At 67.3% G+C, this 13,363-nt stretch carries 15 protein-coding genes; 7 read left to right on the top strand and 8 right to left on the bottom strand.

Going from position 1 to position 13,363, the window contains the following annotated elements:
- Positions 1-207: 207 nt before the first annotated feature.
- Both VF632_RS27660 and VF632_RS27655 read right to left on the bottom strand, forming a co-directional pair.
- Positions 208-609, bottom strand: coding sequence for a DUF6941 family protein (locus VF632_RS27660; protein WP_331026200.1), 402 nt, complete (start codon positions 607-609; stop codon positions 208-210).
- Between the two features lie 46 nt (positions 610-655).
- Positions 656-1,720: a hypothetical protein gene (locus VF632_RS27655; protein ID WP_331026199.1), complete on the bottom strand. Its 1,065-nt coding sequence runs from the start codon at positions 1,718-1,720 to the stop codon at positions 656-658.
- A 172-nt stretch (positions 1,721-1,892) separates the two neighbouring features.
- Here VF632_RS27655 and VF632_RS27650 point away from each other — a divergent pair, with 172 nt between their 5' ends.
- The 3 genes from VF632_RS27650 (at position 1,893) to VF632_RS27640 (ending at position 5,320) form a co-directional block, all read left to right on the top strand.
- Positions 1,893-2,732 carry a TIGR00730 family Rossman fold protein gene (locus tag VF632_RS27650; RefSeq protein ID WP_349264042.1) on the top strand — a complete coding sequence of 280 codons (840 nt, stop codon included), beginning with the start codon at positions 1,893-1,895 and terminating at the stop codon, positions 2,730-2,732.
- A 298-nt stretch (positions 2,733-3,030) separates the two neighbouring features.
- A complete protein-coding gene (locus VF632_RS27645) occupies positions 3,031-4,191 on the top strand; it encodes a homospermidine biosynthesis protein (protein WP_331026197.1) in 1,161 nt (386 codons plus the stop codon).
- A 16-nt stretch (positions 4,192-4,207) separates the two neighbouring features.
- Positions 4,208-5,320 carry a hypothetical protein gene (locus tag VF632_RS27640; protein WP_331026196.1) on the top strand — a complete coding sequence of 371 codons (1,113 nt, stop codon included), beginning with the start codon at positions 4,208-4,210 and terminating at the stop codon, positions 5,318-5,320.
- Positions 5,321-5,748: 428 nt separating this feature from the next.
- On the opposite strand, the gene VF632_RS27635 is transcribed toward VF632_RS27640, so the two are convergent.
- The 5 genes from VF632_RS27635 to VF632_RS27615 form a co-directional block, all read right to left on the bottom strand.
- Positions 5,749-6,036 (bottom strand): hypothetical protein, encoded by a 288-nt coding sequence (locus tag VF632_RS27635; RefSeq protein WP_331026195.1) that lies wholly within the window; start codon positions 6,034-6,036, stop codon positions 5,749-5,751.
- Positions 6,012-6,551: a Panacea domain-containing protein gene (locus tag VF632_RS27630; RefSeq protein ID WP_331026194.1), complete on the bottom strand. Its 540-nt coding sequence runs from the start codon at positions 6,549-6,551 to the stop codon at positions 6,012-6,014. The genes VF632_RS27635 and VF632_RS27630 overlap by 25 nt, the downstream gene beginning before the upstream one ends.
- Positions 6,552-6,783: 232 nt before the next feature.
- Positions 6,784-7,407: an HAD family acid phosphatase gene (locus VF632_RS27625; RefSeq protein ID WP_331026193.1), complete on the bottom strand. Its 624-nt coding sequence runs from the start codon at positions 7,405-7,407 to the stop codon at positions 6,784-6,786.
- Positions 7,408-7,410: 3 nt separating this feature from the next.
- On the bottom strand, positions 7,411-8,136 hold the full coding sequence (locus VF632_RS27620) for an SDR family oxidoreductase (RefSeq protein WP_331026192.1): 726 nt from the start codon (positions 8,134-8,136) through the stop codon (positions 7,411-7,413).
- 419 nt (positions 8,137-8,555) lie between these two features.
- Positions 8,556-9,200, bottom strand: a complete 645-nt coding sequence (locus VF632_RS27615) for a hypothetical protein (RefSeq protein ID WP_331026191.1) — start codon at positions 9,198-9,200, stop codon at positions 8,556-8,558.
- Between the two features lie 520 nt (positions 9,201-9,720).
- Between VF632_RS27615 and VF632_RS27610 the strand changes: the two genes are divergently transcribed.
- On the top strand, positions 9,721-10,464 hold the full coding sequence (locus tag VF632_RS27610; RefSeq protein ID WP_331026190.1) for an SIMPL domain-containing protein: 744 nt from the start codon (positions 9,721-9,723) through the stop codon (positions 10,462-10,464).
- 68 nt (positions 10,465-10,532) lie between these two features.
- Here the strand turns inward: VF632_RS27610 and VF632_RS27605 are convergent, their stop codons facing one another.
- Positions 10,533-11,477, bottom strand: coding sequence for a hypothetical protein (locus VF632_RS27605; RefSeq protein ID WP_331026189.1), 945 nt, complete (start codon positions 11,475-11,477; stop codon positions 10,533-10,535).
- A gap of 145 nt (positions 11,478-11,622) precedes the next feature.
- Here VF632_RS27605 and VF632_RS27600 point away from each other — a divergent pair, with 145 nt between their 5' ends.
- The 3 genes from VF632_RS27600 (at position 11,623) to VF632_RS27590 (ending at position 13,346) form a co-directional block, all read left to right on the top strand.
- Positions 11,623-12,090 carry a thioesterase family protein gene (locus tag VF632_RS27600; protein ID WP_331026188.1) on the top strand — a complete coding sequence of 156 codons (468 nt, stop codon included), beginning with the start codon at positions 11,623-11,625 and terminating at the stop codon, positions 12,088-12,090.
- Positions 12,091-12,199: 109 nt separating this feature from the next.
- Entirely contained in the window at positions 12,200-12,814 is a 615-nt protein-coding gene (locus VF632_RS27595; RefSeq protein ID WP_331026187.1) for a histidine phosphatase family protein, read from the top strand.
- 73 nt (positions 12,815-12,887) lie between these two features.
- Positions 12,888-13,346, top strand: coding sequence for an FKBP-type peptidyl-prolyl cis-trans isomerase (locus VF632_RS27590; protein WP_331026186.1), 459 nt, complete (start codon positions 12,888-12,890; stop codon positions 13,344-13,346).
- The last annotated feature ends 17 nt before the right edge of the window (positions 13,347-13,363 follow it).

The raw sequence follows: 13,363 nt of genomic DNA, 5'->3' as shown, positions 1-13,363 counted from the left end.
GGCATGCGCCGCGCCCTGCCAGACGCTCCCAGTCCGGCCTCCACGCGTTTCGGGTCCGATGAAGACGCGGCTTGGGTTTTCGTGTCGCTGCCGCGCCCCAGCGGGGATGTGCCTCAGGCTAGATCCTTCGCCCCGCGACGGATGGTGTACGGGCCAGTTCGGCGCGCCTGGGGCTCAGGATGACAGGCTATCGGTGTGTCCGCCGCCCTAGTTCATCATCGGGTCGTTAGCGGTGGACTGCACCAGGAACGGTGTCTCGTGCGGTTCGGCGTCGCCCACCGTCACCACGAAGCGGTACAGGCCTGCCTTGGGAAACTGAAGCCCCACCAGCGTGAACACCTGGTTGCTGGTGGTGAACTCGCCCGCGGGCACGCGCGGCGCCATCATCTCGCCCCCTGCCTGGAACAGCACCGCACCCTCGGGGTCCAGCAGCTCCACGTTCACGGGAAAGCCCCGCCCGCCGTCGCCGTGCGCGGCCTCCACGCGAAAGGCGAACACCATCTTTGGGTGCATCACGGGAAAATCGGCCGCGGCAATGCGGTCGAAGATCCCCATCACGTTCAGCTTGCCTTCCTGCGAAACGTTGGCCTCGTCGGCCAGGACCGCCATTGGTATCCTCACTCCGCCCTCTTTCGGTTCTCGGGATTCGTTCGTTTCATCGGGCCTGCTGCGCCGGCGGGCAGGTGTCATCGCCCTTGCGCACCCACATCGACGTGACCTTTGCCTGCTCGGGAAGGGAGTCGGGGGGCAGGCGCCGCGTGCTCCACTCCGCCGTCGCGGCGGTGTCCAGCCCAAAGCTGATGCCCGGGGCCACGGGCGACCACAACGCCACCCCGCCATCGCCCTGGCCGGTGCACAGCACGGCGTAGCGGGCGCGCAGGTCCGCCAGCGTGGCCCCGACGCCCACCCCCGCGCCCGTGCGTAGCCCGGCGGTGTCGACCACGATCCGCGAGATCCGGTCGTTCGAGAGGACGAGGAGCACGGGATGCTTCGCCAGCGCCACAGCCAGCCCCTTCTCGGGCATCCCCTCCTGTCCGCGCCACGCGGTGTCGCGCGCCTCGGGGCAGAGCGTCCGCACGTCCGAGGCCTTCATGTCCAGCCGCACGGGGCCGATGCCGTAGCGCGTGACCGACACGTCCTTGATCCCCCCGCAACCGCCCACCACCACGTCCGAGCCCGCGCGGATGCGGATGGTGTCCTGCGCGGTCACCAGCTCGCGCTGGTCCGCGGCGGTCACCCACGCGCGCACGGGGAACGACGTCGAGGTGTCGCGCTCCTCCGAGAGTGGGGGACGGGGCGCCGGCGGCGTGCGGATGGCCTGCGCGAACTCGCCGCTCTGCCCCGGCGCCAGCGTGCCGATGGAAAAAATCACCCGCGTCCCCTCGCCGGACGACATCATCTCCGGCCTGGGCGCGCTATCGGTGTTCGCGGCGGCCGAATCGACGCGGACGTCGACGGGAGCACCGACGAACAGGTTCAGCTTGGCGCCCGTCAGCGGCTGGTCGGTGCCGTTGACGACGGTGACGCGAAGGGCGTCCTCCTCGTTCCACGCCCAGTCGGTGGCCACGTACAGCCGCACCTCGACGTTCCGGGGGATGGTCCCCACGTCGATCTGCTCGTCGCCCTTGGGCTGCTCGCCCCGGTCGCGGCATCCCGCGGCCAACGCCAGCCATGCTCCGATCGCAACCGCGCGCGCCGCCGCGCGGCGCGTCCTGGTCATCCTCATCCGCCCCATCCGTCAGGAGTGTCGCCCGCATGTTCTCCGGGCGGAACAATGGTGCGCCGCGGGCCGCCGCGCGAGTCCCGCTTTTTGCGTGGACGGCGCGGGCGCTTATCTTGTGCCCCTTGGCCGGAGCCGGTCCGGCCCCGACACACCCATGCGTACACCACTGATGGCGGAACAGGACAACCCCACGCTGAACGTCGCGCAGCGCACGCGCACGTCCACCGAAGACGAGCGGCTGCTGCAGTCGCCGGCGGAGCAGCCCGAATCGCTCGACTTCACGAGGTCCGATCCGTGGCGGGTGCTGCGTATCATGGGCGAGTTCGTGGAGGGGTTCGACACGCTGGCGCGCATCGGCCCGGCGGTGACCATCTTCGGCTCGGCGCGCACCCCGGCGGACCACCCCGAATACGCGGCGGCGCGTGAAACTGCGCGGCTGCTGGGCGAGGCGGGGTTCGGCATCATCACCGGCGGCGGGCCGGGAGTGATGGAGGCCGCCAACCGTGGGGCGCGCGACGCCGGCGTGCAGTCCATCGGCTGCAACATCGAGCTTCCGTTCGAACAGGGGATCAACCCGTACGTGGACGTCGCCATCAACTTCCGGTACTTCTTCGTCCGCAAGACGATGTTCGTGAAGTACGCGGAGGCGTTCATCATCTTCCCGGGCGGCTTCGGGACGATGGACGAGCTGTTCGAGGCGCTGACGCTGATCCAGACGGGCAAGGTGCGCGACTTCCCCGTGGTTCTGGTGGGCACCGCGTACTGGCAAGGGCTGATCGACTGGATCCGCGGCACCCTGCTGGCGGAGGGCAAGATTTCGCCCGAGGACGTGAACATGCTGGTGGTGACGGACTCGCTGGAAGAGGCGGTGCAGACGATCGTGCGCTGCTACGACGAGATTTCGGCCACGAGCGGCAGGCCGCCCCGACGGAGCAAGGCGTCGCGGTCGGGAACGGCGGGCACGGCGGAGGGAACGCCAGCTTCGCCGGAAAAGGCCGACGCGCAGTAGGGCGCCCCTCCCACAACCCCTCCTTCGCAACCTGCGTGGGAGAGGGGAGAACTTCGATTGGATTTCGACGGGGTGCCGTGCCTGCCGTGGGAGCCCCCTCTCCCCGGCCCTCTCCCCCGCTTCGCAGGGGAGAGGGGGAACAGCGGGGCTCGGGGCGTGCCACATCGGTGGTGAAGCACCGGAGCAGGTAGTCCGCGAAGGCGGACTTCGTGTGTTTGTTGCAGCGACTTCAGTCGCCCGTGCCTCGGGACCGGCGACCTGCTATCCGTATCTTTCGTACCTCTCTACGTACCAGACGATGTCACGATCGAAGTTCCTCTCGGGCCGGCGGATCGAGCCCACCAAGATCGTTCCGGGGCTCTCCGTCACCGACTTGGTGGACGGGACGTTCCAGGCGTACAACGCGGCCCGGCTCCGCGAGGGGTGCCATCTTCTTACCCGGAAGATGCTGGAGGACGACGTCACCGTCGGCGTGACGATGACGGGCGCGCTCACCCCGGCAGGCCTGGGGATGAGCGCCGTGATCCCGCTGATCGAGGCCGGGTTCATCGACTGGATCATCAGCACCGGCGCCAACCTGTACCACGACACGCACTTCGGCATCGGGCTGGAGCTGCGCCAGGGCTCGCCGCAGATCAGCGACACCGTGCTGCGCGAGGAGGAGGTCGTTCGCATCTACGACATCTTCTTCGACTACTCCGTGCTGCTCGACACCGACGCGTTCTTCCGCAAGATCATCACAGCGGACGAGTTCCAGCGTCCCATGTCCAGCGCCGAGTTCCACTACCTGTGCGGCAAGTACATCGCGGCGCGCGAGCAGGAGCTGGGCATCGGCCGCAAGTCGCTGCTGGCCGCCGCGTACGAGCACGCGGTGCCCATCTACACCTCGTCCCCGGGCGACTCGTCCATCGGCATGAACGTGGCCGCCAAGGCGCTGCAGGGAAACAAGCTGATGTTCGACGTCAACGCCGACGTCAACGAGACGGCGGCGATCGTCCTGGATGCCAAGCGCAGCGGCGGCAAGTCGGCCATCTGGATCCTGGGCGGTGGCTCGCCCAAGAACTTCGCGCTGCAAACGGAGCCGCAGATCCAGGAGGTGATGGGCATCGACGAGCGCGGCCACGACTACTTCCTGCAGATTACCGACGCGCGCCCCGACACCGGCGGCCTTTCCGGCGCCACCCCGGCCGAGGCGGTCAGCTGGGGCAAGATCGACCCCGACCGCCTCCCCGACGCGGTGGTGTGCTACCTGGATTCCACCGTGGCCCTTCCTATCCTGGCGGCGTACGCGCTGGACCAGCACGCGCCGCGCACCCCCAAGCGCCTGTTCGACCGGCGTGACGAGATGATGGCACGCATCACCGCCGAGTACGAGAAGTCCGAGCGCAACGAGAGCAGCCAGGAAACTGCCCGCGACCACGCCGTGCACGAGGGCAGCATGCTGGACCGCGACCGCTGAACGTTCGAAGACTCTTATGGCTATCATGATTGAACAGGGACTCCCCACGCCGAGCACATCAGCACGCTATTCCACTCTACGCCCCACGGTTGAGCGCCTTGGACGCACTGTGGAGGGGATTCTTAGAGAGTTGCTAGAGGGTCAAGGGATTGAATTCTTGAGCATCACATCGCGGGCCAAAACGCTCGAGAGCTTTAGCGGCAAGCAACAGCGGAAGAAGTACGATGATCCGCTACGCGATATGACAGACCTGTGCGGCGTTCGGGTCGTTACGTATTTACGTTCGGATGTTGCTAGAGTTGACGGCTTGGTTCGAAGTGCGTTCCTGATCGATCCCGCTCATAGCGTTGACAAGGGTGGGCAGTTGCCTGTTGACCGGGTGGGCTATCGCTCTGTGCACCTTGTCTGCAGCTTAGGACCGGAACGAACCAGCTTAGGCGAGTACATAGCGTTCGGTGATTTGAGATTTGAGCTTCAAATCCGGACTGCTCTCGAGCACGCATGGGCTCAGGTCGAACATGGCCGGAAGTATAAATTCGGCGGGGTTCTTCCTTCGGAGTTGCAGCGTCGGTTGCATGTTGCAGCCGGAGCACTCGAACTGCTGGATGGAGAGCTTGACCGGATCGCAGCTGAAGTCGACGCTTACGCGCAGAATGTGATCGAGAAAACGCGCGAGGGCGACCTTGCGATTGAGATAAATACAACCAGCCTCCGAGCCTATTTGCAGGTCCGAGCGGGCCTGCTTCGGAACATGCAGTATATCCCTGTGGAGCATGACGCCTCCTGGAATATGCTGTTGGATGAGCTGCGGAGGTTCGGAGTAACGACGCTAGCTGAGGTGGACCAACTTTTCACCGATGAATTCATCATGCTTCGCGACAGGTATCATTACCCAGACGTCAGGACCAACGAAATCGGTATAACGCGTGATGCATTAATGTTTGCGGATATTGAGAAATTTTTCGAAACCTCATTTCAACACCGATGGAGTGAACTCGATCGAGGTACGTACGACATGCTCGTCGAACGGTATGGAGCTGCGAAGGTCGACTCGATATTGTCGTCGAACGACGTGCGCGTAGTAAGTGATGCCGAGTGGCTAGACAACCTTCGGCAGGATGAGGCGTGACTGACGGAGCATGGAGTACGTGCTAAACTGCCCCCATCGGGTTTCACGTCGGTCTAGCTGGCGACAAAATCCAAGTCCAAACGTGGCTTCGACAGACAAGTGAATAACCAGTGCCTCGCGTGTGCAGTACGCGCATGCTCCAACTGCATGCGGAACTCCGCCCCGCTCTGTTCACCTGCGGTCTTAAGGCAATATTTGCGGCACCCACCCATCAGCACGCGCTACGGGTAGCTGAATCCGGGTGTGGCCGCCATCCCTGCTCGACGAGGAATCTCGCCGCGCGTGCGCGCTGAAACGTGGCGCGCCGTTCGGGGGTGTCAGCCGGAGGCGCTCGCATCTCCACGAGAACCTCCTCGATGCCCTCGGGCGAGAGATCTGGCGTCTGCCGAATCAGCATCGGGTACTCCTGAGGCGAAAGGGCAGCGTGGTTAGGAAGACTTCACACGCAGCGCGGTGACCGTATCCCCGTCGATCGCGAAGAAGACCTTGATCCCGGGTAGCCCCACGGGCCTTCTGAGGACCAGTAGGCGGACGGCAGCGTCCTGCGTGGCGTAGCCGACGGTGAGGGGATCGTGCGTAAGATACCACTCGATCGACATTACGATGTCACTCCAGTCGTATCCGACAGGACCGATCGCGGCCAACTGGTCAGCAACCTCGGGCGGAACGACCAGGTTCCACAATCGCGCGTTCACGCCGCCCGGCGAGCGGCCCACTCGCGGCCCAGTTGGAGAGCGATCGCGTGATCTTCCTCGGACGGAGCTTCGTCGGAGATCAGGGCCGTCGGATACGGGATCGTCTCGCGATCTTCCGCGAGCTTCCATCCATCGAACCGGTGCGAGTGGTCGCTCACCTCCGTTGCGCTCATGCCCCAGAACTCACGGACCACGGAATCCACGCTCGCAATTTCATCGGGGGTGAACGCGCTGAGATCCGCCGGGCGATGGGCAACCGGACGCTTCTGCCGCCACCGCCCGTAGCTCTGGTCGCGCACCGTCAGAGCGCCCTGCTCGACCAGTTCGTTCCGAATCACGACCAGCCGACGCGGTGCGGGTCCCCGGTCGAGCCGCATGTACTCCTGGCCGGTGATCGAGACGCCCGTGTTCGCGTAGAACAGGAAGTCGGCGTAGAACAGGATCTTGTTGAGCTTCGTCGATCCGTAGGCCGCGTCATTCTCACAACGCGCGGAGATGTAGAGGATCAGCTCGGCCATCTTCCGATTGTCGCCCATACCGACCTCCCTTGTTGTCACTCCGTTTGTAGTCCGGTCCGACCGGAACGCAGGTGCAGGATAGTGTTCCTGCTGTGCGGTTGTCAAGCGTGATGTTCAGCAATGACAAGCACTTGCGGGCCAGGTTGCATCTCGTCTGTGGCGTGAACGGAATGGTGGCGTCAGCGCGAAATCGAGAACGGCTGCATACCACTTGGGCATGCAGCCGTTCTGCCGGTGCGCGTCTGTGTCGCTAGTTATGTGGGTCGGCCGACCAGGGATTCTTCCGCTGCCGCTTTCCGTTCTCCGGATCGTTGCCGGAGGTGAGGTCGTCCTGACGGACGTCGAGCGCTTCCAGGGCCTCGGCGGCGGCTTCGGCGCCGGCGCCGTAAAGGAAGACGGGCACGCCGGCCTGGCGCAGCGCCTCGGCGACGTCGATGCGGTCCTCGAAGGCGCACACCAGCTCGTACTCCCGCCGCAGCCGCGCCACCGCCTCGACCTTGAAGAACCCCGCCGGCCGGAAGTCGCCCCCGGGCCGCATCACCAGCGCGTCGTAGTCCGTCAGCCCGTTCGCTACCAGCCAGCGCTCCGTCTTGGGGCGCGTGTGCTCGGGCCGGCCGGTCAGGAAGATGATGCGGATTCCCGCCGCGTGCATGGACCGCAGCACCTCCATCGAGGCGGCGATGGGCGGATCGGTGTCGATGGCGTCGAAGTACGACTTCCAGTCGCGCGCCCGCCCCTGCTCAACCTCCACGAAATGCGCGCGCGCCTTGTCGTCGGAAAGCGTGCCGTCCAGGTCCCAGATCATCGCCCGCACCTTCGGCCCACGCCTGCCCTCGGACTCCTTCGCCCTGCCGCCCATGCCCTCGCCGGCCATCGCTCAGCGCTTGGGCGGGCGGCTCGGGCGAACCTCCACGCGGGAGGGGAGGGTGCGCGGGTTCATGGCCAGCAGGTCCATCACGATCTGCGCGATGTCTTCGGGCTGGATCTTCCAGGCGTCGGCCTCGTTGGGCGTGTGGTCGTTGAAGTACGTCGCCACCGACCCGGGCATGATGTAGCTGGTGCGGATGTTGTCCTCGCGCACGTCCAGCATCATCGCCTCGCTGAAGCCCACGATGGCGAACTTGCTGGCGTTGTACGCCGCGCCGCCCGCGAACGGGTTCTTGCCCGCCAGCGAGCCGATATTGATGATCCACCCCGCGCCGCGCTTCCGCAAGTGGGGGACGGCCTCGCGGCAGCAGTAGAAGACGCCGTTCAGGTTGGTTTCGATGATCGTGTGCCAGAGATCGACCGAGATCTGGTCCACCGGCGCAAACCCGCCCACGCCGGCGTTGTTGATCAGTATGTCGAGCCCGTCTCCCAGTTCCGCCGCCGCCGCGATCATCCGCTGCACGTCCTCGTAGCTCCGCACGTCGGCCTGCACGCCGATCACGGTACCCGCTCCAAGCCCGTTCAGCCTGTCCGCCGCCGTCTTCACCTCGTCGGCGTTGCGGGCGGAGATCACCACGTTGGCGCCGGCCCGGGCCAGGTACTCGCCGATCGAGTAGCCGATGCCCTTGCTGCCGCCCGTCACCACGGCCGTCTTCCCGTCCAGAATCCCCGCCATCCGTACATCCTCGCCGTTTTCGTTGATCGATCGACTGCACCTTCGCCGGTGCGCGGGGTGGCGGCTGGCGCAAGTCGCAGGCCCGGTGATGTCGAGCCTCGGCCGTGCTGGGGCGAATGAATTCGCGGCAACGACGGCCCGAAGTCCGCCTTCGCGGGTGCACTAGTAGGCCAGCCGAAGTGCGATCGAATTCTCCCCTCTCCCGCTTGCGGGAGAGGGGCCGGGGGAGAGGGCAGCCGGCGGCTTGCACGGCCGCCCTCGAACCGCTCCCAAGACGGCAACGGGGCGGCCGGCGCATGCGCGGAAGCGGTCGAACCGCGATCGAAGTTCACCCCCTCTCCGCACAGCAGTTCCGTGCGAGGAGGGGGCGGGGGGAGGGGCAACGCGAGCGGTGATACGATCCGGCAACGGCGCCGGTCTTACGGGATGCCCGCCACCTTGTGCGTCTGCACCGAAAGCCGCCACGGCGGGCCCAGCTGCATCACCGTCTGGATCACCTCGCCGTAGTTGGGCCCGCCCACCGTCGGCACGTCCACCGCCTGCAGGAAGTAGTGGGCGAACCGGGTGTCCGCGGCGATGCGGCGCACCGCGTCTGCGTCGGGGGTGATGCCCGGGACGGCGCCCCCGGTGAACAGCAGCTTCAGCTCGTCGCCCTCCTTCTGCGCGAACTCCGCCTGCTTGGGCGACACCGTCAGCCAGTCCACGAGCGAGCGGTCCACCGGGCGCGACCCGTTGGATTCCATGGAGATGCGGTAGCCACGTTCCCGCAGCGCATCGGACAGGGGGCGGTCCAGCTGCAGGCTGGGCTCGCCGCCGGTGGCCACCAGCAGCAGCCCCGGAACCTCCCCCCCGAAGCCCTCCCACGCCGTGCGGCGCACGAGGTCCAGCGTGTCCCCAAGGTCGAGCGTGTACTCGGCCTTCACCCAGTCGGTGTCGCACCACGGACACACGTCGTAGCCCAGGTTGCACCCCGCGAAGCGAAGGAACACCGCGGGCATCCCCGCCTGCGCTCCTTCGCCCTGCAGCGTGGCGAACACTTCCTTGATCCCGTACTTCCTGGCCATCCGCCGTCCCGCCCGCGAGTTACAGAGTGAAACGCTTCATACGTCGGTCGCGCGGCCCCGTTCCCCTGGAATGAGACTTCGGGGCCGATGCTGTGGGACAGCGCCGCCCCACCTGTCCCCCCGTGTCCACGGCAATACCCGCCCAGATGCACCGCAAGGGGGGCTTAAGTCCTTTGATATCAAGGATGTTGCAATGTGCCCCACCTTGGCCCCGCCCTTGCCCTTTGGAGAGTCGCTAGCGCCCGACAGGGCACAACGATCTTGGGGGGGACAGCGACGGTGGCCCGGCAGTTCTTTTCTCATCCGCAGTACCCATCCTACCTCGACTCGCCGCACCACGACCCCACCTACGCCTCGACGCTGCCTTCCCCCCCCCCCATGGGCCCGGAGCCTCCCCGCTCCGGGCCCTCCCTTTTGTACCCGGCGCAACCTCGCCCCGCATGGCAGGGTATCAACGTTTCCGGGCCGCCCTTCCGGCGGCGATGGGACAGATCAGCGACATGGGAGGATGAGGATGAGGATGATGAGGATGAGAGATGCCGGCCTGTTCGCGGCCGTGCTCGTCGCGAGCGCCGTGGCCGCGCCGTTCGCCGCTGCGCAGACGAATGCCGCCGAGCGCGTGATCCGCGTGACCGGCACGGGGCAGGTGCGCGCCGCCCCCGACCAGGCGACGGCGGACTTTGCCGTGGAGACCACGGGCGCCACCGCGCAGGCCGCCGCGGCAGAGAACGCGCAGCGGATGGAGCGGGTGATCGCGGCACTGGTGAGGGCGGGCGTGCCCCGCGAGCGCATCGAGACACGCGACTACAACGTGTTTCCCGACTACGACCCGCGCAGCATGGAATCGGGCGAGCCGCGCATCCGGGGCTACCGGGTGATGAACACCGTGTCGGCCACGCTGCACGACATCGCCCGCGTGGGCCAGGTGATCGACGCGGCGCTGCAGGCCGGGGCCAACCGGGTGCACGGCGTGCGCTTCGGCCTGCGCGATCCCCAGCGCTTCCGCCAGCAGGCCATCGCCGACGCCGTCCGCCGCGCCCGCGCCGATGCCGAGTCCGTCGCCGCCGCCCTGGGCGTGCAGCTGGGCGCCGTGCACGAGGCGCACACGGCCGAGTTCGGCATGGTGCCGCAGCCGCCGGTGATGTACGCCCGGGATGCGATGGCGAACATGGCCGAAAGCGCGCCTACCCCCATCAACCCGGCCGAACAGATGGTCCGCGCGTCGGTTTCCGTCACCTACTCCATCGGCGCCACCCTGCGCTGAAGCAGCGCCGGCCCGGGAGCTCGCTCCCGGGCCGGCGGCATTTCCCCAATTCTTCCGTCTCCCGAAACTCAGCCGCCTTTGCAGGGCGGAACGGCGCCGCTGCCGCCCACCGTCATTCGGGCGGTGAGGGGCACGAGCGAACCGAACACCCCCACGCCGTCGCCGACCACGCTGGAAATGCGCACCTGGCCCGAGGGGTTGAACGATCCTCCCCGGACGCCGTTGATGTAGTTGCGGTCCGCGGCGGAAATGGTCAGCACCAGGTTCAGGCCGTTGGGAAAGCCGCCCTGCAGGAAGCGCAGGAGGTCCTGGTCCAGGTTGAAGCGGTCGAAGACCCCGAACTCGTCCGGCAGCAGGGTAGTGGTGTCGCTGGACGACACCGACACGCCCACGAGCTCCAGCGGATCGGCCGGCGGGGGAAACCCTCCCGACTGGGCATGCGCGGAGAGGCCGAAGATGAGCAGCGGCGAAATGTACCCCCACGCCCCGCGCGCCTGCGTCCACGTCACCGGCACCACGGTGCCCGGCGGCAGCCGGCACTGCTCGGGCGGGATGCCGTCCACGCGCTCGCGTGTCTCGAAGGGCAGGCCCACCAGCGAGAACGCCCCCGGCACCTGCGTGCGCCCGCGCGCCACCTCGCCGCGCGTGGTGGTCACTTGCAGGTCGTACGTCCTGCCCGGTAGCACCCAGAACCCCAGGTCGCCGGGGCCTACGTAGCAGGCGCCCAGCGTTCCCCCGGGGTTGCTGGGAACGTCGGGAATGCAGGCCGCGACCGGAGCCTCGCGAAAGACGAACCGGGCCCCGTCGTCGCGGGTGACCACCACCTGCGCCCCGCGCTCGGGAGGTGCCTCGCTCGCGGCGACGGAGCGGTAGAGGATCAGGGGCTGCGCCACCCGGTTGGTCCGCAGCACGGCCTGCACGACCAGGCGGTCCTGCCCTGGGGGCGTGGTGACGTCGGCGATGGTGCATCCCGTCAGGGCCAGGACGCAAAGTCCCGCGATCGGCCAGCGCATGTTCGTCCCGGCTGCAGGGGAAAGGTGCACGATCCCCCTAGTACCGCCGCCGAGGCTTGGAGTTCAGCCCCAGGCGGATTGTCCATCGCCGGATGCCGGCATAGGTTCGCGCCGCAGCCATGAACCGATGGACCGCGGGGAGAAGATGACGAGGGACGATGCCGCCTGGGAGTGCAGGTTCGAGGTGCGCTGGGCCGACCTGGACGGCAACCGCCACGTGCGCAACACCGCGTTCAGCGAGTACGCCACCCACACGCGCTTCAGCCTGCTGGCGGGGCGGGGCTTCACCCAGGCCCGGCTGGAGGAGCTTCGCTTTGGCCCGGTGATGATGCGCGAGGAAGTGCGCTACAAGCGCGAGGTGAGGTTCGGCGACTCGCTCACGGTCACCCTGCGCTGCGCAGGCCTTTCGGCGGATGTGTCGCACTGGCGCGTGCACCAGGACGTGCTGCGCGCGGACGGGCGCGAGGCGGCGCTGCTCACCATCCAGGGCGGGTGGATGGACCTGGACACGCGAAAGCTGATGGTTCCGCCGGGCGAGCTGGCGGAGGTGCTGCAGGCGCTGCCGCGGACGGCGGATTTCCAGGAGCTTCCCTCGCTCCTGCGCCGGCGCTAGGAAAACCGGCGCAGGGCGTCCAGGGTGCGGCCCTGTCGATCGTGAGCTGGTGCGGGCGTTGCACTCCATCCGGCCGGAGCTGGATTTTTTCGCACCGCACGGGACGAACATGGGCAACGCAGGACGGCTGTACCTGGCCCGCCACGGGGTGACGGCGGCCAACCTGAGGTGGGTGAACGTGGGGATCGACGCCGAGCCGCTGCTTCCCGCAGGGCGCGAGATGGCGCGCGAGCTGGCGGAGCGCGTCCGCGAGCAGGGGATCGACGAGGTGTGGTGCAGTCCCATCGCCCGCGCGCGCGAAACGGCCGAGATCGTGGCCGAAGCATGCGGGCTGCCGCTGTACGAGGACGCCGCGCTCCGCGAGATGGACGTCGGCCCCTGGGCGGGGCTCACGGACGACGAGATCTCCGAGCGGTTTCCCGAGGAGTTCGCGCGCTGGCAGGCAGACCCGGCTAAGTTCGTGATGGATGGCCGCGAGACGCTGCCCGCCGTCCGCCAGCGGGTGGTCGCGGCGCTGGAGCGCATCCGCCGGCGCGGGCGTGTGTCGCTGGCGGTGACCCACACCGCCCCCATCCGGCTGGCGCGGGTGCACTACGCGGGCGAGGAGACGAACCGGTTCGCCGAGTTCATGCCCGCCAACTGCCAGCTACTGCGGCTGGTGGAGTCCGACGGGACGGCCAGGCTGGAGCCGGTGCCCGATCCGTCGCCCGCGGCGGCCGGATGAACGGTGGAAACGAGTTGGACGAAGTGTTATATTGGGATTCCAACCCGTGAAACCATCCGACTTTCCGAGGCTCATGCGTCGCATTCTTCTTGCCCTGGCCCTCGCCGTGCTCCCCCTGGCTGCATGGGCGTGCGGCGATTCTCCCACGAGCATCGAGGACACCCGGTTCGCCGCCACCCTTGGCGTAGACCTGGATTCGATGACGCGCACCGCCAGCGGCCTGTACTACGCCGACAAGACGGTCGGCACGGGTGCGGTGGCGCAGAGCGGCAAGACGGTGGGCGTGTACTACAAGGGTTCGCTGCCCGACGGCCGCGTGTTCGATTCGCTGTCCTCCGGCGCGCCGTTGTCGTTCCGGCTCGGTACCGGGGCGGTCATTCCGGGCTTCGACGAGGGCATTACCGGGATGAAGGTGGGCGGCAAGCGGCTGATGGTCATTCCGCCGTCCCTGGGCTACGGCAACAGGGCGGCGGGAAGCATTCCGCCCAATTCCATCCTCGTGTTCGAGGTGACGCTGGTCTCGGTGCAGTAAGCCGTCCGGCCGCGGCA

Origin of the sequence: Longimicrobium sp., from assembly GCF_036388275.1 — a bacterium.
Lineage (GTDB): Bacteria > Gemmatimonadota > Gemmatimonadetes > Longimicrobiales > Longimicrobiaceae > Longimicrobium.
This window is presented reverse-complemented; position numbering and strand designations above follow the sequence as displayed.

Coding starts and splice junctions, on each gene's coding strand:
- VF632_RS27605 (WP_331026189.1), bottom strand. CDS start 11,477: ATGCGCTGGCCGATCGCGGGACTTTGCGTCCTGGCCCTGACGGGATGC.
- VF632_RS27620 (WP_331026192.1), bottom strand. CDS start 8,136: ATGGCGGGGATTCTGGACGGGAAGACGGCCGTGGTGACGGGCGGCAGC.
- VF632_RS27615 (WP_331026191.1), bottom strand. CDS start 9,200: ATGGCCAGGAAGTACGGGATCAAGGAAGTGTTCGCCACGCTGCAGGGC.
- VF632_RS27645 (WP_331026197.1), top strand. CDS start 3,031: ATGTCACGATCGAAGTTCCTCTCGGGCCGGCGGATCGAGCCCACCAAG.
- VF632_RS27650 (WP_349264042.1), top strand. CDS start 1,893: ATGGCGGAACAGGACAACCCCACGCTGAACGTCGCGCAGCGCACGCGC.
- VF632_RS27655 (WP_331026199.1), bottom strand. CDS start 1,720: ATGACCAGGACGCGCCGCGCGGCGGCGCGCGCGGTTGCGATCGGAGCA.
- VF632_RS27660 (WP_331026200.1), bottom strand. CDS start 609: ATGGCGGTCCTGGCCGACGAGGCCAACGTTTCGCAGGAAGGCAAGCTG.
- VF632_RS27630 (WP_331026194.1), bottom strand. CDS start 6,551: ATGGGCGACAATCGGAAGATGGCCGAGCTGATCCTCTACATCTCCGCG.
- VF632_RS27625 (WP_331026193.1), bottom strand. CDS start 7,407: ATGGCCGGCGAGGGCATGGGCGGCAGGGCGAAGGAGTCCGAGGGCAGG.
- VF632_RS27640 (WP_331026196.1), top strand. CDS start 4,208: ATGGCTATCATGATTGAACAGGGACTCCCCACGCCGAGCACATCAGCA.
- VF632_RS27590 (WP_331026186.1), top strand. CDS start 12,888: ATGCGTCGCATTCTTCTTGCCCTGGCCCTCGCCGTGCTCCCCCTGGCT.
- VF632_RS27600 (WP_331026188.1), top strand. CDS start 11,623: ATGACGAGGGACGATGCCGCCTGGGAGTGCAGGTTCGAGGTGCGCTGG.
- VF632_RS27610 (WP_331026190.1), top strand. CDS start 9,721: ATGATGAGGATGAGAGATGCCGGCCTGTTCGCGGCCGTGCTCGTCGCG.
- VF632_RS27595 (WP_331026187.1), top strand. CDS start 12,200: ATGGGCAACGCAGGACGGCTGTACCTGGCCCGCCACGGGGTGACGGCG.